Below are 17,052 nucleotides of genomic sequence, written 5' to 3' on the forward strand. Positions count from 1 at the left end.
CCGACACGCCGGATGGAGCGGCCGACGGACCGGCGCTTGACCTCAACCACGGTTGAGGCGTGAGTCTCGTCCCATGGACCTCACCACTGCTGAAACCACAGCCGCCACCACGGACACCGCCACCGCCGACGCCCCGCTGAAGGTCGCGGTCATTCTCGCCAGCAACCGGGAGGGCCGCTTCGCGCCCGTCGTCGCCCGCTGGTTCCTCTCCCACACCGACGGCCACCCGGATGTCGTGACCGACCTGGTCGATGTCGCCGAGGTCGACCTCCCGACCGTGCACTCCTACCGCCCCGAACCCGGGGCGCGGGACCGACTGGCCGAGGTCGCGGGCCGGTTGGCGGCCGCCGACGCCTTCGTGGTCGTCACCCCCGAGTACAACCACTCCTACCCGGCCCCGCTCAAGAACCTCATCGACTGGCACCACGCCGAGTGGCAGGCCAAGCCCGTCGCCTTCGTCTCCTACGGCGGGGTCTCCGGCGGCCTGCGCGCGGTCGAACACCTGCGGCAGGTCTTCGCCGAACTGCACGCAGTCTCGATCCGCGACTCCGTCTCCTTCCACAACGCCGGCGCGCTGTTCGACGACGAGGGCAACCACCGCGACCCGGCCGGTGCCGACGCCGCCGTCAAGTCGCAGCTCGACCAGCTGGTCTGGTGGGGCCGGGCACTGCGGGACGCGAAAGAGGTTCGGCCGTACGGCAGCTGACCGGGCACCGGCCGGCCCCGTACCCGACAATCGGGGCAGGACCGCTGCCGAACCCGAGGAGACCGAAGGTGACTTCGCCCGCATGGCTGACCGTTCTGACCACGACGGACAGCGAGGAGAAGGCCCGGCTGCTGGCACAGGGCGTGGTGGAGGCACGGCTCGCCGCCTGCGTGCAGATCTCCGCGCCCGTCATCTCGGTCTACCGGTGGGAGAACGCCATCGAGACCACCGAGGAGTGGCAGCTGCTCCTCAAGACGACCGCTGAGCGGTACGACGAACTGGAGGCCCATCTCCAGGAGGCGCACGACTACGACACCCCGGAGATCATCGCGATCCCCGTGGTACGGGGCAGCGCCGGCTACCTCGGCTGGGTGTCGGCGCAGACGTCGCCGTTCACCTCGGGCGCCGCAGCTGCCCCGGGGACCGCAGGCGCCTTTGGCACTTCGGGCCCCTCGTAAGGGAGCCGGGGCCGGGCGGGTTCACCCGGCGTCCGCCGCGAGGGCCGTCTCCACTCCCGGCTCCCGGGGGCCCAGGAAGTGCGGGTCGGGCTTGAACAGCGCGTCCAGGGCCGCCTTCCCCGCCGCGGCGATCTCCCGTGTCCCGCCGTAGTACCAGGTCGCGTCGTGTCTGGCGTCGACCCCGACGCCGTACGCGTCGATGCCCGCCGCCCGGCACAGCGCGATCGCCCGCCGGACGTGAAAGCCCTGGGTCACCAGCAGGGCCCGGTCCACCCCGAAGATCTTCTTGGCCCGGACGCAGGAGTCCCAGGTGTCGAAACCGGCGAAGTCGCTGACGATCCTGCTGTCCGGCACCCCGTGCCGGACCAGGAACGTGCGCATCGCGTCCGGCTCGTCGTACTCCTCCCGGCTGTTGTCACCGGTCACCAGCACGACCTTCACCTTCTTGTCCCGGTACAGCCCGGCCGCGGTCCGCAGCCGGTTCGCGAGATACGGGGACGGCTTCCCGTCCCACAGTCCCGCCCCGAACACCACGGCGACCTGCCGTACGGGCGCGTCCGCCGCCGTCCTGACCCGGGCGTCCGCGACCGAGTGCATCCAGGTGGCGGGCGCCAGCCCCAGTACGCAGGCGACCATCACCCCCTGCACGGCCCGGCGCCGCCCCCGCGGGGTCCGTGGCAGCCGGGGCCGCAGCCGGGCGGCCGCCCTCCCCGGCCCGGCCCGGCCCCGGCCGTCCGCCGCTGCTCCTCGTCGTCCCAGCCGCATGGGAGCGCCCCCGTTCCTGTCTGTCCTGTGCTGTGCCGGACCGCCCGGCCGAACCGTCCCCTGTGACTTGACGACAGAACGGCCCGAAGGGTTCTCCGCGCAGGGCCGTCGGTAGCATCGGCCGATGCTGCTCCCACGGCTCATCGCGTCAGATCTCGACGGCACCCTGCTGCGCAACGACGGCACGCTCTCGCCCCGCACGCTGCGCGCCCTGCGCGCGGCCGAGGGCGCCGGTGCGGAGATCGTCATAGTCACCGCCCGCCCGCCCAGGTTCGTCGACCGGCTCGCGGCCGCCACCGGACTCGTCGGTACGGCGGTCTGCAGCAACGGTGCCCTCGTGTACGACATCGCCACGCGCACCGTCGTCTCCTCCCGCCTGCTGTCCCTGATCACCGCCCGGCGGGTGGCCACCGCACTGGCCGCCGCGGTGCCCGAGGTGGGCTTCGCCCTGGAGACCGGCAACCAGGTGCTGTACGAACCGGCCTACCGGATGCGGTTCTCCGAGGAGGAGGGTGCCGAGCTCCCCGTACCGTCCCTCGCCGACCTGTGGCTGACCGAGGCCCCGGTCACCAAGCTGCTCGCCTGGTCGGACCGGCTGGACGCGGACACCCTGCTGGCGGCGGCCCTGCCGGGCGCCGGCGACGAGGTACAGCTCACGCACTCGGGCGGGCGCGGACTGCTGGAGATCAGCGCGCCGGGCGTCACCAAGGCCGGCGCCCTTGCGCTGCTGTGCGCGGGGCGGGGCATCGAAGCGGCCGAGGTCATCGCCTTCGGGGACATGCCCAACGACCTGACCGTCCTCGACTGGGCCGGCACCGGCTACGCCATGGCCAACGCGCACCCGGCCGTCCTGGCCGCCGTTCCGGTGCACACCGTCAGTAACGAGGAGGACGGAGTCGCCCGCGTCATCGAACGCCTGCTCGCCGAAGCCGCAGCTGAGGCAGGGACCGAAGCAGAAGCCGAAGCCGACCCCGTCTGACAGCATCCCCGTCCGGGCCGTGAGGCGCCGGAAAAAACCCGTGACCGGCCCGCAACGACGCGGCAACGTGCGCCCGGCACCATCGGTCCATGACGGAGCCGGCACCGGAACGCCCGCAGGAATCCCTGCCCCTCGACAGCACGGCGCAACTGCTGAGCCGTATCACCGCACAGCTCGACACCCAGCTCGGCCTGGTCTCCCTGAACGGAACCCGACGCCCCATGCACCGCACCCGGCACCAGCCCGCACCGGGACGGGCCCGCCCGCCGGCCCCCACCACCCCCGTCCCCGCTCCCGCCCTCGTCGCCGTCGCACACGGCAGCCGGGACCCGAGGGCGCTGCACACGGTGACGCGGCTGCTCGACCGGGTGCGTGAGCTGCGGCCGGGGCTCGACGTCCGGCTCGGGCACATCGAGCTGAACGCACCCCTCCTGCCGGCGACCCTGCACGCGCTCGGCGACGGCGAGGCGGTGCTGGTGCCGCTGCTGCTGGGCCGCGGGTACCACGTGAAACAGGACATCCCGGAAGCCGTCGCCGGTGCCCCGGCCCTGCGCACCCGGATCGCCGCGCCGCTCGGGCCGCACCCGTTGCTGGTCGAGGCGCTGCACGGGCGGCTCGCCGAGGCCGGGTGGCAGCCCGAGGACGACGGGAGCCGCAGCAGCGCGGTGGTCCTGGCCGCCGCCGGTTCGCGCGATCCCGAATCGGCCGCCGACACCCGCCGCACCGCGCACCTGCTCAGCGAACGGCTCGGCGGGGTGCCGGTCGTTCCCGCGTACGCCTGCGCCGCGACGCCCACCGTCCCGGCCGCCGTGCGCGCGCTGGCCGCCCGGGGCCGCCGACGGGTCGCCGTCGCCTCGTACTTCACCGCCCCCGGGCGCTTCGCCTCGGCCGCGTCCGAGGCCGCGCCGTGGATCGCCGCGGCCCCGCTCGGCGCGCACCCGGCGATGGCCCGGCTGCTGCTGCACCGCTACGACCAGGCACGGGCGGCCGCCGGTGCCCCGGCACAGGAAACTCCGATGAACACACATTTCCTGGCATCCGCCTGAGCACTCTTGTCGGCGCGGCCGATTAATGTCGACCCCATGGACGGCACGCACGGCACGCACGGCACGGACCACCCGCACAGCACCCACTGGCCGGACACGGCGCCCTACGGCGCCGCCGACGCCGAGCGCTGGGACACCGAGGCGGACAAGAGGCCCGGCCGCACCGCCTTCCAGCGCGACCGCGCCCGGGTGCTCCACTCCGCCGCACTGCGCAGGCTCGCCGGGAAGACCCAGGTGGTCACCCCCGGCACCCGCAGCTACGCCTGGGACGCCAGCCCCCGCACCCGGCTCACCCACTCCCTGGAGTGCGCCCAGGTGGGCCGCGAACTCGGCGCCGCGCTCGGCTGCGACCCCGACCTGGTCGAGACGGCCTGCCTGTCCCACGACATGGGCCACCCGCCCTTCGGCCACAACGGCGAGCAGGCGCTCAACGACTTCGCCTCCGACTGCGGCGGCTTCGAGGGGAACGCCCAGTCGCTGCGCCTGCTGACCCGGCTCGAACCGAAGCGGTTCGTGCCCGATCCCCGTACCGGCGAGCTGCTCAGTGTCGGGCTCAACCTGACCCGCGCCGCCCTCGACGCCGCCACCAAGTACCCCTGGCCCCGGGGCGGCCACCCGACCGACCCCGGCTCACCGAAATTCGGGGTGTACGAGGACGACGTGCCGGTCTTCGACTGGTTCCGCAAGGGCGCACCGCAGGACCGCAAGTGCTTCGAGGCCCAGGTGATGGACTGGTCCGACGACGTGGCGTACTCCGTCCACGACTTCGAGGACGGCCTGCACGCCGGGCACATCGACCCCAACTGCCTGGACGCCGAGCCGGAGCGGCAGGAGATCTGGCAGGTCGCCATCGGACGGTACGTCCCGGCGGACACCGACCCGCAGGAGCTGTCCGACGCCCTGGACCGGCTCATCGGCCAGGACTGGTGGCCGCACGGCTACGACGGTTCGGCCGTCGCCCAGGCCCGGCTGAAGGACGCCACCAGCCAGCTGATCGGCCGCCTCTGCCTCGCCGCCGAGACCGGCACCCGCAAGGCGTACGGCACCGGCCGGCTCACCAGGTACGGCGCCGAGCTGGTCGTGCCCCGCGAGGCCCGCAACGAATGCGCGGTGCTCAAGGCGGTCGCCGACCGCTACGTCATGCAGCGCGCCGAGCAGGAGGCGATCCGCGCCGGCCAGCGCATCGTCATCGCGGAACTGGCCGCGGCCCTGACCGCCCGTGCGCCCGAGGGGCTGGAGCCGCAGCTGCGGGCGCTGTACGAGGCCGCGCCCGACGACCGGTCCCGCAAGCGCGTCCTGGTCGACCAGATCGCCGCCCTGACCGACGCTTCCGCCCGTACCCTGCACCACTCGCTCACCGCGCCCGGCCGATGACCCCGCACCGCACCCCTCCCGCGCGGCTGCGCCGCCGACGAAGGAGCAGATGGTGTGCTGGGGTGGACGTACCGCGTGGTCCCACCGCGTACCCGCCACCCTTTCCCCGTGGCGCGGCACCGCCCTGCGGACCGGCCCACGACCACTGGGCGTGACCTGATCGGGTCACACCCTCTTTCGCCATCACGCTGCGTGCGGGACGCTCGCAGTTGGCGCCGCGCAGCAAGCACCGAGGAGGCATCAAGTGGTCGACGCACATCGGACGTTCGTCATTGTCGGCGGAGGACTGGCCGGAGCGAAGGCGGCGGAGACGCTCCGCTCGGCGGGATTCAGCGGCCGGGTCATCCTGATCGGTGATGAGCGCGACCATCCCTACGAACGCCCGCCCCTGTCCAAGGGGTACCTGGCCGGCAAGGAGGAACGCGACAGCGTCTTCGTCCACGAGACGGCCTGGTACGCGGGGGCCGACATCGAGCTGCACCTGGGCCAGCCGGTCACCGTACTGAACCGCGACGCCCGATCCGTGGAGCTGGGCGACGGCACCGTCATCCACTACGACAAGCTGCTCCTGGCCACCGGCGCCGAACCGCGCCGCCTCGACATCCCCGGCACCGGCCTGGCCGGCGTCCACCACCTGCGCCGCCTCGCCCACTCCGACCGGCTGCGCAACGTGCTGGCCGCGCTCGGCCGCGACAACGGCCACCTGGTGATCGCCGGAGCCGGCTGGATCGGCCTGGAGGTCGCTGCCGCGGCCCGCGGATACGGCGCCGAGGTCACCGTCGTCGAACCGGAGGCGACCCCGCTGCACCGGGTCATCGGCCCCGAGCTCGGCCAGATCTTCACCGACCTGCACAGCGACCACGGCGTCCGCTTCCACTTCGGCGGCCGCCTCACCGAGATCGTCGGCCAGGACGGCATGGTCCTCGCCGTCCGCACCGACGACGGCGAGGAACACCCCGCCCACGACGTCCTCGCCGCGATCGGGGCCGCCCCGCGCTCCGCCCTCGCCGAGGCGGCCGGACTGGACATCGCCCCTCGCGCCCAGGGCGGCGGCATCGCCGTGGACGCCTCGCTGCGCACCAGCGACCCGCACATCTACGCCGCCGGTGACGTCGCCAACGTCGCGCATCCGGTGCTCGGCACCCGGCTGCGGGTGGAGCACTGGGCCAACGCGCTGAACGGCGGACCGGCGGCGGCCCGCGCCATGCTCGGCCAGGAGGTCTCCTACGACCGGGTGCCGTACTTCTTCTCCGACCAGTACGACCTGGGCCTGGAGTACTCGGGCTGGGCACCGCCCGGCAGCTACGACCAAGTGGTGATCCGAGGCGACGCGGGCAAGCGCGAGTTCATCGCGTTCTGGCTGAAGGAGGGCAAGGTGCTCGCCGGGATGAACGTGAACGTGTGGGACGTCACCGACACCGTGCAGGAACTGATCAAGGCCGGTCAGCCGGTCGACCCGGACGCCCTGGCCGATCCGTCGGTGCGGCTGGAGTCCTTGATCTGAAGGGCCCTCGGGTCCGGGGTTCCGTCCTCAATCGCCGGACGGGCTTGAGTGGTGCGGGTGCTCCGCGCTGTGGGGTGCGCCTGGTCCGGTGGGACCCCGAACCCCCACCCACCGGACATGGGCACACCCGCGGGGGACCCGCACACCAAGCCCGTCCGGCGCTTGAGGACGGAACCCCGTACCCAGGAACCCCGTACCAAGGAGACCGGCGCACGGGCCTCGCGCGCCCGCCCGGCCGAGGGCTGTCGTATCCCACCCGTAGACTTCACTCGTGGCAGGCAGGATCAATGACGACGACGTGAAGGCGGTCCGGGACGCGGTCCCGATCGACGCCGTCGTTTCCGAGTACCTCCAGCTGCGCAACGCCGGCGGGGGGAACCTCAAGGGGCTGTGCCCCTTCCACGACGAGAAATCCCCCTCCTTCCAGGTCAGTCCGAGCAAGGGTCTCTTCCACTGCTTCGGCTGCCAGGAGGGCGGCGACACGATCGCCTTCGTGATGAAGATCGATCACCTCCAGTTCTCCGAGGTGGTCGAGCGGCTCGCCGCCAAGGCCGGCATCACCCTGCGCTACGAGGAGGGCGGGTACAACCCCTCCCACCAGCGCGGCGAGCGGATCAGGCTGGTCGAGGCCCACAAGGCGGCCGCCCAGTTCTACGTCGAGCAGCTGGACGGCCCCGAGGCCGAGATCGGCCGCAAGTTCCTCGCCGAGCGCGGCTTCGACCAGGCCGCCGCCGCCCACTTCGGTGTCGGCTACAGCCCGGCCGGCTGGGACCACCTCACCCGCTACCTGCGCGGCAAGGGCTTCAGCGACAAGGAGCTGATCGCCTCCGGGATCTCCCAGGACGGCAGGCGCGGCCCCATCGACCGCTTCCGGGGGCGGCTGATGTGGCCGATCAGCGACACCGCGGGCGACATCGTCGGCTTCGGCGCCCGCAAGCTGCGCGACGACGACAACGGCCCGAAGTACCTCAACACCCCCGAGACCGTGATCTACAAGAAGTCCCAGGTGCTGTACGGCATCGACCTGGCCAAGAAGGACATCGCGAAGGCCAGCCGCGCCGTCGTCGTCGAGGGTTACACCGACGTGATGGCCTGCCACCTCGCCGGGATCACCACCGCCATCGCCACCTGCGGCACCGCGTTCGGCGGCGACCACATCAAGATCCTGCGCCGCCTCCTGATGGACAACGGCAGCGCCCGGGTGATCTTCACCTTCGACGGTGACGCGGCCGGGCAGAAGGCCGCCCTGCGCGCCTTCGAGGACGACCAGAAGTTCGCCGCCGAGACCTACATCGCGATCGCCCCGGACAACATGGACCCCTGCGATCTGCGCCTCGCCAAGGGCGACGAGGCCGTCCGTGACCTGGTCGAACCCCGCACCCCGCTCTTCGAGTTCGCGCTCCGCCAGATCGTCGGCCGCTACGACCTGGAGACCCCGGCCGGCCGCGCCGCCGCGCTCGACGAGGCCGCCCCCGTCGTCGCCAAGATCAAGACGGGCAGCGTGCAGCGCGAGGTCGCCGTCCAGCTGGCCGGCTTCGTCGGCATCCTGGACCAGGAGTACGTCGTGCACCGGGTCAACCAGCTCGCCCAGTGGGCCCGGGGCCGGGGCGACCAGCGCGGCCCCGCCCGCTCCTCATCCCGCGCCGGCGCGCAGCACCAGCAGACCCAGCCCCCCACCGGCCCCTCGGGCCCCTCCGGCCCCGCGCTCAACCTCCGCAGCCCGGCCCACCGCACCGAGCGCGAGCTGCTCAAGCTCGCCCTGCAGAAGCCCGCCCTGGTCTCCCCGGCCTTCGACGCCTACGGGGTGGACGAGTTCACCGCCCCGCCGTACGCCGCCGTCCGCCAGTGCATCGCGGAGGCGGGCGGCGCCGAACTGGGCGTCCCCGAAACCCGCGAGTATCTCGTCCAGGTGCTCGACGCGACCCCCAACGAAACGGTGCGCAAGCTGGTCACCGAGCTGGCGGTCGAGGTCTTCCACGGCAAGTCCATCGACGAGGCCTACGCGGGCGAGCACCTGGTCAAGGTCCGGCTGCGGGCCGTCGACCGCCGGATCGACGACGTCCAGGGCAGCCTCGCCCGGCTCGGCAGCAATGTCGCCCCGGACCACCTGGCCGCCGCGCAGAACGAGGTCTGGGTCCTCCAGCAGTACGCCCAGTCCCTGCGCAACAGCGGAGCCGACGCGCTCTGACCGCGCCGCGAGCGTCCCGGGTAACCCCTCGGTAACCGCTCGGACTCAGAAAGTACCCGCACGCCCCTCGTGGCAGCTGTGTGTCGTACCCCACACTGGGTGGCGGTGCCTGAGTCATCGGAGCGCGGCCGGCCCACCGACCGGTGGTCCTCCATCCCCGCGGTCCGGCAGCGATCACCTGGAGGTCGCCCCCGTGCAGACCCGGACCGTGAGCAAGACCGAGCATGTCTCGGCGATCCCCGCGCAAGCCCGGGCCGTACATCATCCGGAGGCCGAGGCGGACCCGCCGCCCGAACCGTCCGAGCCGTCCGAGCTGCCCGAGCCGTCCGAGCCGTCCGAGGCGGTCATGGAGGAGTCGGCGGAGCTGCCCGAGCCGACGGCGCCGCGTGGCCGGCCGGACACCGGCGGGCCGTCGTCCGACCTGTTCCGGCAGTACCTGCGGGAGATCGGCCGCGTCCCGCTGCTCACCGCCGCCGACGAGGTGGAGCTCGCCCGCAGCGTCGAGGCCGGGCTGTTCGCGGAGGAGCGCCTCGCCCGCACCCCGGACCCCGACACCCGCCTCGCCGTCGACCTGGACCGCCTCGTCGTCATGGGGCGGATGGCCAAACGCCGCCTCATCGAGGCCAACCTCCGCCTCGTCGTCTCCGTGGCCAAACGCTATGTGGGCCGAGGGCTGACCATGCTCGACCTGGTCCAGGAGGGGAACCTCGGCCTCATCCGGGCCGTCGAGAAGTTCGACTACGCCCGGGGCTACAAGTTCTCGACGTACGCGACCTGGTGGATCCGGCAGGCCATGTCCCGCGCGCTGGCCGACCAGGCGCGCACCATAAGGGTCCCGGTCCATGTCGTCGAACTGATCAACCGCGTCATCCGGGTCCAGCGCCGGATGCTCCAGGAACGCGGCTGCGAACCGACGCCCGAGGAGGTCGCCGCCCAGCTCGACCTGACCCCGGAGCGGGTGGGCGAGGTGCTGCGCCTGGCCCAGGAACCCGTCTCCCTGCACGCCCCGGTCGGGGAGGAGGACGACGTCTCGCTCGGCGACCTGATCGAGGACGGCGACGCCGCGTCCCCGGTGGAGTCCGCCGCGTTCCTGCTGCTGCGCGAGCACCTGGAAGTGGTGCTCTCCACGCTCAACGAGCGCGAGCGGAAGGTGGTCCAGCTGCGGTACGGGCTGGCCGACGGGCGGCCCCGCACGCTGGAGGAGATCGGCCGGATCTTCGGAGTGACCCGCGAACGGATCCGCCAGATCGAGTCCAAGACCCTCAACAAGCTCCGGGACCACGCCTTCGCCGACCAGCTCCGCGGCTACCTCGACTGACGCACGCGAAGCGCACGGGCCGGGGCAGCCGCGAAGCGGACGGCCCGGGGTCAGTCGACCTCGGCTACCGCCTGCGCGAACTGGGCCGCGTACAGCCGCGCGTAGGCGCCGTCCGCCTCCAGCAGCTCGTCGTGCGTGCCCTGCTCGACGATCGAGCCGTTCTCCATCACCAGGATGACGTCGGCGTCCCGGATGGTGGAGAGCCGGTGCGCGATCACGAAGCTCGTACGGCCGTGCGCGAGCTGCGCCATCGCCTTCTGGATCAGCACCTCGGTACGGGTGTCGACCGAGCTGGTCGCCTCGTCCAGCACCAGTATCACCGGGTCGGACAGGAACGCCCGCGCGATGGTGATCAGCTGCTTCTCACCCGCGCTGACGCCGGTGCCCTCGTCGTCGATCACCGTGTCGTAGCCGTCCGGCAGGGTGCGGATGAAGCGGTCGGCGTGGGCCGCCCGCGCCGCCTCCTCGATCTCCTCCCGGCCGACCTCGCCGGAGGCGCCGTACGCGATGTTCTCCGCGATGGTCCCGCCGAACAGCCAGGTGTCCTGGAGGACCATGCCGATCCCCGACCGCAGGTCTTCGCGCGACATCGTCGCCACGTCCACCCCGTCCAGGGCGATCCGCCCGCCCGTCACCTCGTAGAACCGCATCAGCAGGTTGACCAGCGTCGTCTTGCCCGCACCGGTCGGTCCGACGATGGCGACCGTGTGACCCGGCTCGACACTCAGCGACAGGTTCTCGATGAGCGGCTTCTCCGGGTCGTAGCGGAACGACACGTTCTCCAGTGAGACGCTGCCGCGCAGCTCCTCCGGGTGCGCGCCCTCGCCCTTCGCCGGGCCGGCGTCCTGCTCCTCGGCGTCGAGCAGCTCGAAGATCCGCTCGGCCGACGCGACTCCGGACTGCACCAGGTTCGCCATCGAGGCGACCTGGGTCAGCGGCATGGAGAACTGCCGGGAGTACTGGATGAAGGCCTGCACATCACCGATCGACAGTGCGCCGGAGGCGACCCGCAGCCCGCCGATCACGGCGATCAGCACGTAGTTCAGGTTCGACACGAACATCATCAGCGGCTGCATGATCCCGCTGTTGAACTGGGCCTTGAACCCGGCCTCGTACAGCGCGTCGTTCTGCTCGGCGAAGTCCCGCGCGGACTCCTCCTGGCGGCCGAAGACCTTCACCAGGGTGTGCCCGGTGTACATCTCCTCGATGTGGGCGTTGAGCTTGCCCGTCACCTTCCACTGCTGGACGAACTGCGGCTGCGAGCGCTTGCCCACCTTCGTCGCCACGACCACCGACAGCGGCACCGTCACCAGTGCGACGAGCGCCAGCAGCGGTGAGATCCAGAACATCATGATCAGTACGCCGACGATGGTCAGCACCGAGTTGATGAGCTGGCCCATGGTCTGCTGCATCGTCTGCGAGATGTTGTCGATGTCGTTCGTCGCCCGGCTGAGCACCTCGCCGCGCTTGGCCCGGTCGAAGTACGACAGCGGCAGCCGCGACAGCTTGGTCTGGATGTCCTCGCGCATCTGGAACACGACCCGGTTGATCACCCGGATCGACAGCCGCGTCGACACCAGCATCAGCAGCCCGGCACCGACGTACGTGATCAGCGCGGCCAGCAGCACATGGCCGATCGCGTCGAAGTCCATGCCCTTGCCCGGGGTGAAGTCCACCTTCGAGAGCATGTCGGCCAGGCCGCTGTTGCTCTTGTGCAGGCCTGCGAGGGCCTGCTCCTTGGTCGTCCCCTCCGGCATCTGCCGGCCGACGACCCCGGCGAACACCAGGTCGGTGGCCTTGCCGAGGATCTTCGGGCCGACCACCGAGAGCGCCACGCTCAGCGCACCGGCCACCAGCATCACGTACAGCGTGGTCCGCTCCGCGGCGAAGCGCTTGAGCAGCCGCTTCGTGGAGCCCTTGAAGTCCATGGACCGCTCGGTCGGCGCTCCGCCCGCCATCATGCGTCCGCCAGGCCCGGCCATTACGCGGCCTCCGCTTCCGTCAGCTGGGAGAGCACGATCTCCCGGTATGTTTCATTGCCGTCCATCAGCTCGTGATGGCTGCCGGAGCCGACGACCCGGCCCTCGTCCATCACCAGGATCCGGTCGGCGTCGCGGATGGTGGACACCCGCTGCGCGACGATCACCACGGTCGCCGCGGCGGTCTCCCGCAGCAGCGCCGCGCGCAGCGCGGCGTCCGTGGCGTAGTCCAGCGCGGAGAACGAGTCGTCGAAGAGGTAGATCTCCGGCTGCTGGACCAGCGTCCGGGCGATCGAGAGCCGCTGCCGCTGCCCGCCGGAGACATTGGTGCCGCCCTGCGCGATCGGCGCGTCCAGCCCGTGTTCCAGACCCTCGACGAACTCCTTGGCCTGGGCGACCTCCAGCGCGTGCCACAGCTCCTCGTCGCTCGCGTCCGGATTCCCGTACCGCAGATTGGTCGCGACCGTTCCGGAGAACAGGTACGGCTTCTGCGGGACCAGGCTCACCGTCTTCGCCAGCAGCGCCGGGGCCAGCGTCCGTACGTCCGTCCCGTCGACCAGCACCTGGCCGTCCGTCACGTCGAACAGCCGGGGTACGAGACCGAGCAGCGTCGACTTGCCGCTGCCCGTCGACCCGATGATCGCGGTCGTCTCGCCCGGCCGGGCCACCAGGTCCACCGACCGCAGCACCGACGCCTCGGCGCCGGGGTAGCGGAAGTCGGCGCCCCGGATCTCCAGGTGCCCGTGGGCGCGCAGTTCGGTCACCGGTTCGACCGGCGGCACCACGCTGGACTCGGTCTCCAGGACCTCCTGGATGCGCTCGGCGCACACCTCGGCGCGCGGCACCATCATGAACATGAAGGTGGCCATCATCACCGACATGACGATCTGCATCAGGTAGGAGAGGAACGCGGTCAGCGCCCCGATCTGCATCCCGCCGCTGTCGATCCGGTGCGCACCGAACCAGACGACGGCGATCGACGACACGTTCACGACCGTCATCACGGTCGGGAACATCAGTGCCATCAGCCGGCCCGTGGACAGCGCCACATCGGTCAGCTCGGTGTTGGCGCCCCGGAAACGCTTCTCCTCGTAGCCGTCACGGACGAAGGCGCGGATGACCCGGTTGCCGGTGATCTGCTCGCGCAGCACCCGGTTCACCGTGTCGAGCCGCTCCTGCATCGTCCGGAACAGCGGACGCATCCGCTTCACGATCAGGCTCACCGAGATCCCGAGGACCGGCACCACCGCGAGGAGCACCGCGGACAGCGGCACGTCCTGGCCGAGCGCCATGATGATGCCGCCGACACACATGATCGGTGCCGAGACCATCAGCGTGAACGTCATCAGGACCAGCATCTGGATCTGCTGGACGTCATTGGTCGTACGGGTGATCAGCGAAGGAGCACCGAACCGGCCGAGCTCACGCGCGGAGAACGACTGCACCCGGTCGAAGACCGACGCCCGGACGTCGCGCCCGAGCGCGGACGCGGTACGGGCACCGATGTAGACGGCCCCGATGTTGCAGACCACCTGGGCAATGCTGACGACGATCATGGCGCCGCCGTACTGGAGGATGTAGCCCGTGTCGCCCTTGACGACACCGTTGTCAATGATGTCGGCGTTCAGGGTGGGCAGATAGAGGGCGGCGGAGGTCTGCAGCAGCTGGAATACCACCAGCAGCGCGATCGGCTTCTTGTACGGACCGAGATAGGCCCGCAGGAGTTTTATGAGCACGCGTGTCTCTCGGAGTCGGCGTAGGGCGGGAGTCGACCCATTTTCAGGCACCGCGCACCGGGACCGCGAACGTTTTTATTCAAGTCCAGGTCAAAAAACAGACCCGGTCCATAATTTTGCCGCCGACCGTCCTCCGGTGACCCGGGCGGGCCACCGAAGGCAGGCGCCTCACTGCGCCGCGTCGAACGCCCCCGGGTGGATCTGGTCCCGCGTCGCCACGTACTGCTGGCGCACCGCCTGGCCGACCGCCAGCTCCTCGCCGGGATCCAGCACCTGGGCCGCCGCGTCCTGCCAGACCGGGGGAGTGCGCGGATCGAGCGCCCCCCGCGAGACCCCGAGCGCCCAGGCCGCCTGCCGGGCCGCACCCAGCGCCGCGTACTGCGCCGGCTCCGGCACCACCACCTGCGTCCCCAGCAGCATCGGCGCGAGCGCCTGCACGGCCGGCAGCTCGGCGGCGGCGCCCAGCAGGAACACCCGCCGCACCTCGACCCCCCGGTCGCGCAGCACGTTCAGCGCGTCGGCCAGCGAGCAGAGCATCCCCTCGAACGCGGCGCGCGCGAGGTGCTCCGGCTTCATCGACTCGCGCCGCAGCCCGCTCAGCGTCCCCGCGGTGTGCGGCAGCTGCGGAGTCCGCTCGCCCTCCAGGTACGGCAGCAGTACGAGCCCCGAGGCACCGGGCGTCGACTTGAGCGCCAGCGCCGACAGCTCCTCCAGCCCGTCAACGCCCAGCATCTCGGCGCTCCCGCGCAGCGCGCGTACCGCGTTGGAGGTGTGCACCACCGGCAGGTGCATCCCGGTGGCATCCGCGAACGAGGTGATCATCCCGGTCGGATCGGCCAGCGCCTCGTGGTGCACCGCCATCACCGAGCCCGAGGCCCCGAGCGACACCACCGCGTCCCCGACCCCGACCCCGAGGCCGAACGCCGCCGCCATCGTCTCGCCGGTACCCGCCGAGATCAGCAGGCCCTCCGGCGTCGTTCCGGCCGCCTCGCACGGCCCGAGCACCTCGGGCAGCGCCGCCTGCCGTCCCAGCGCCAGCTCCACCAGATCCGGCCGGTAGGACTCGCTGCCCGCCGACCAGTAACCCGTCCCGGACGCGGCACCCCGGTCGGTGGTCCGCCGGGCCGGACGGCCCAGCAGCTGCCAGACCAGCCAGTCGTGCGGCTGGAGCACGGCGGCGACCCGCTGCGCCATCTCCGGCTCGGTCCGCGCCAGCCAGCGCAGCTTCGACACCGGCTGCGCCGCCTGCGGCACCGCCCCGACCGCCTCGGCCCAGGCCTGCCGCCCGCCCAGCCCGTCGACCAGATCGGCCGCGGCGACCTGCGCCCGCTTGTCGTTGCCGAGCAGCGCGGGCCGTACGAGATTGCCCTGGCGGTCCAGCGGTACCAGCCCGTGCTGCTGCGCGGACACGCCGATGGCCTGCACGCCTTCGAGCAGCCCGCCGGCGGCCGCCTCACCGAGTGAGAGCAGCCACGCCTGCGGATCGACCTCGGTGGCCTTCGCCTCCACGGGGTGTGCGGCGTACCCCTGGCGCAGTACGGCACCCGTGTCCGTATCGCAGACCACGATGTGCGTGAAGGCGGATGAACTGTCCAAGCCGGCGACTATGCCCATACACAGATTCTGCCGCACCGCCGGAGTATTCCCGCACGGCGGTGCGGCAGACAGGTGCAGGACCGGGCCTCAGGTGTTGGTCGTACCCCAGTCGTCCTCACCGTTCGCCCCGCGCCCGCGCATCGACCGCACCCGGTCCGCCACCGACGCCGGCACCTTGTCGCCGACCTTCTCGCCCACCGCGTGGGCCGCCTTCCCGGCGAACTGGCGGCCGCTCTGGGCCGCCGACTCGCAGGTGTTGCGCACGGCCGGGTTCTGGGCGACCTGGCGTGCGGACTTCTTCAGCTGCTCGTAACGCTCCCGCCCGGCACGAGTGCCGAGCACGTAACCGAGGGCCACTCCGGCGATGAACGTGAGCCGGTACCGCATGGCTGCCACCCTTCCTTCACTCCGCGCGACATGTGCTGCTCGCCTACCCGCAGGCACCGGAGATCACCCCGGCCGATACCGATTGGCAAAGCACCCCCCTGCTTGCGCTAATGTATGTGTCGCAGCGAACGTCCGCCGCCCGGCATCCGCCAGGCAGGTGTCGTCCGAGGCAACGCAGCAATCCCCTGTAGCTCAATTGGCAGAGCAGCCGGCTGTTAACCGGCAGGTTACTGGTTCGAGTCCAGTCGGGGGAGCGCGATCCCCTGTAGCTCAATTGGCAGAGCATTCGGCTGTTAACCGGAGGGTTACTGGTTCGAGTCCAGTCGGGGGAGCGGAACGGAAGAGGGCCCTGCGGGGTCCTTTTTCGTGTGCCCGCATCCGTGGTGCGTGTGAGGCGGGCGTGACTCTTTCGCGTCAACTTCACGTCACCCGGAACCGGGCAGGGAGCAGCGCGGTCTTCATGGTCACGAGTACCCGGGCATGCGGAGCGAGAGATCGTATGACCGGCTATGCTGCGGCAGACGGCGCGCACACTTGTACGCGCCACGCCGAAAAGGGGCGGTAGCTCAGCCGGTTAGAGCAGCGGACTCATAATCCGTCGGCCGTGGGTTCGAGTCCCACCCGCCCCACCACGGTGCAGAACCGGTTCCCCTGATTGACCAGCACGAACAGCTAGGCCCCCGCTCCGGCGGGGGCCTTTTTGCTGCCTGTGAGGTCATTGGCTCGGCCGTGGCTCTCCCGAAGTGTCAGGGGGGCGGCCGCTGGTACCGGGAGGCGGCGGGGCGTCGTCGGGGCCGACCCGGATTCGTACAGGTGCTTGCCTCGCGGTGGTGCGGGGTTACCCATGGCGAAGCTTCAGTGCGGGGGCGATTCCGCGCCACTCCCTCATCGCCCGACGCCCGCTCCCGGAGGGCCGGCGCAGACCGGGCCCCCTCTCCCGGCTCCGATATCGGCTACTCAGGGTGCTTATCGGATTTTTCAGAGTGTTATGGCGCGTTTCTTTGCTGATCCATGCC

General features: G+C 71.3%; 13 protein-coding genes and 3 tRNA genes. 11 read left to right on the forward strand and 5 right to left on the reverse strand.

Annotation, left to right across the window (positions count from 1 at the left end; translation table 11 throughout):
- Nucleotides 1-73 precede the first annotated feature (73 nt).
- Both ACGFU6_RS15465 and cutA read left to right on the forward strand, forming a co-directional pair.
- On the forward strand, nt 74-706 hold the full coding sequence (locus tag ACGFU6_RS15465) for an NADPH-dependent FMN reductase (protein ID WP_393611100.1): 633 nt from the start codon (nt 74-76) through the stop codon (nt 704-706).
- Nucleotides 707-774: 68 nt separating this feature from the next.
- Complete coding sequence (cutA, locus tag ACGFU6_RS15470) at nt 775-1,164, forward strand: divalent-cation tolerance protein CutA (RefSeq protein WP_393611102.1); 390 nt, start codon at nt 775-777, stop codon at nt 1,162-1,164.
- 21 nt (nt 1,165-1,185) lie between these two features.
- On the opposite strand, the gene ACGFU6_RS15475 is transcribed toward cutA, so the two are convergent.
- Nucleotides 1,186-1,929: a vancomycin high temperature exclusion protein gene (locus tag ACGFU6_RS15475; RefSeq protein WP_393611104.1), complete on the reverse strand. Its 744-nt coding sequence runs from the start codon at nt 1,927-1,929 to the stop codon at nt 1,186-1,188.
- A 124-nt stretch (nt 1,930-2,053) separates the two neighbouring features.
- Here ACGFU6_RS15475 and ACGFU6_RS15480 point away from each other — a divergent pair, with 124 nt between their 5' ends.
- From ACGFU6_RS15480 to ACGFU6_RS15505, 6 genes are all read left to right on the forward strand, one after another.
- On the forward strand, nt 2,054-2,908 hold the full coding sequence (locus ACGFU6_RS15480) for a Cof-type HAD-IIB family hydrolase (RefSeq protein ID WP_393611106.1): 855 nt from the start codon (nt 2,054-2,056) through the stop codon (nt 2,906-2,908).
- A gap of 89 nt (nt 2,909-2,997) precedes the next feature.
- Nucleotides 2,998-3,954, forward strand: a complete 957-nt coding sequence (locus ACGFU6_RS15485; RefSeq protein ID WP_393611107.1) for a sirohydrochlorin chelatase — start codon at nt 2,998-3,000, stop codon at nt 3,952-3,954.
- Nucleotides 3,955-3,990: 36 nt separating this feature from the next.
- Nucleotides 3,991-5,328 (forward strand): deoxyguanosinetriphosphate triphosphohydrolase, encoded by a 1,338-nt coding sequence (locus ACGFU6_RS15490; RefSeq protein ID WP_393611109.1) that lies wholly within the window; start codon nt 3,991-3,993, stop codon nt 5,326-5,328.
- 244 nt (nt 5,329-5,572) lie between these two features.
- Entirely contained in the window at nt 5,573-6,832 is a 1,260-nt protein-coding gene (locus ACGFU6_RS15495) for an NAD(P)/FAD-dependent oxidoreductase (protein WP_393611111.1), read from the forward strand.
- Nucleotides 6,833-7,103: 271 nt separating this feature from the next.
- Nucleotides 7,104-9,020 (forward strand): DNA primase, encoded by a 1,917-nt coding sequence (gene dnaG / locus ACGFU6_RS15500; protein ID WP_393611112.1) that lies wholly within the window; start codon nt 7,104-7,106, stop codon nt 9,018-9,020.
- Between the two features lie 193 nt (nt 9,021-9,213).
- Nucleotides 9,214-10,338: an RNA polymerase sigma factor gene (locus tag ACGFU6_RS15505; protein WP_393611113.1), complete on the forward strand. Its 1,125-nt coding sequence runs from the start codon at nt 9,214-9,216 to the stop codon at nt 10,336-10,338.
- A gap of 50 nt (nt 10,339-10,388) precedes the next feature.
- On the opposite strand, the gene ACGFU6_RS15510 is transcribed toward ACGFU6_RS15505, so the two are convergent.
- The 4 genes from ACGFU6_RS15510 to ACGFU6_RS15525 all read right to left on the reverse strand — a co-directional run bounded on the left by ACGFU6_RS15510 (nt 10,389) and on the right by ACGFU6_RS15525 (nt 16,036).
- Complete coding sequence (locus ACGFU6_RS15510; RefSeq protein WP_393611114.1) at nt 10,389-12,320, reverse strand: ABC transporter ATP-binding protein; 1,932 nt, start codon at nt 12,318-12,320, stop codon at nt 10,389-10,391.
- Nucleotides 12,320-14,053 carry an ABC transporter ATP-binding protein gene (locus tag ACGFU6_RS15515; protein ID WP_393611116.1) on the reverse strand — a complete coding sequence of 578 codons (1,734 nt, stop codon included), beginning with the start codon at nt 14,051-14,053 and terminating at the stop codon, nt 12,320-12,322. Before ACGFU6_RS15515 ends, ACGFU6_RS15510 begins: the two co-directional genes overlap by 1 nt.
- 168 nt (nt 14,054-14,221) lie before the next feature.
- Nucleotides 14,222-15,667, reverse strand: a complete 1,446-nt coding sequence (locus tag ACGFU6_RS15520; protein ID WP_393611118.1) for an FGGY family carbohydrate kinase — start codon at nt 15,665-15,667, stop codon at nt 14,222-14,224.
- 69 nt (nt 15,668-15,736) lie between these two features.
- A complete protein-coding gene (locus tag ACGFU6_RS15525) occupies nt 15,737-16,036 on the reverse strand; it encodes a YtxH domain-containing protein (RefSeq protein ID WP_393611222.1) in 300 nt (99 codons plus the stop codon).
- 181 nt (nt 16,037-16,217) lie between these two features.
- Here ACGFU6_RS15525 and ACGFU6_RS15530 point away from each other — a divergent pair.
- The 3 genes from ACGFU6_RS15530 to ACGFU6_RS15540 all read left to right on the forward strand — a co-directional run bounded on the left by ACGFU6_RS15530 (nt 16,218) and on the right by ACGFU6_RS15540 (nt 16,668).
- Nucleotides 16,218-16,290, forward strand: a tRNA-Asn gene (locus ACGFU6_RS15530).
- Between the two features lie 5 nt (nt 16,291-16,295).
- Nucleotides 16,296-16,368: transfer RNA gene (locus ACGFU6_RS15535), tRNA-Asn, on the forward strand.
- A 223-nt stretch (nt 16,369-16,591) separates the two neighbouring features.
- Nucleotides 16,592-16,668, forward strand: a tRNA-Ile gene (locus ACGFU6_RS15540).
- Nucleotides 16,669-17,052 lie beyond the last annotated feature (384 nt).

The organism is Streptomyces sp. NPDC048462 (assembly GCF_043200175.1).
Lineage (GTDB): Bacteria > Actinomycetota > Actinomycetes > Streptomycetales > Streptomycetaceae > Streptomyces.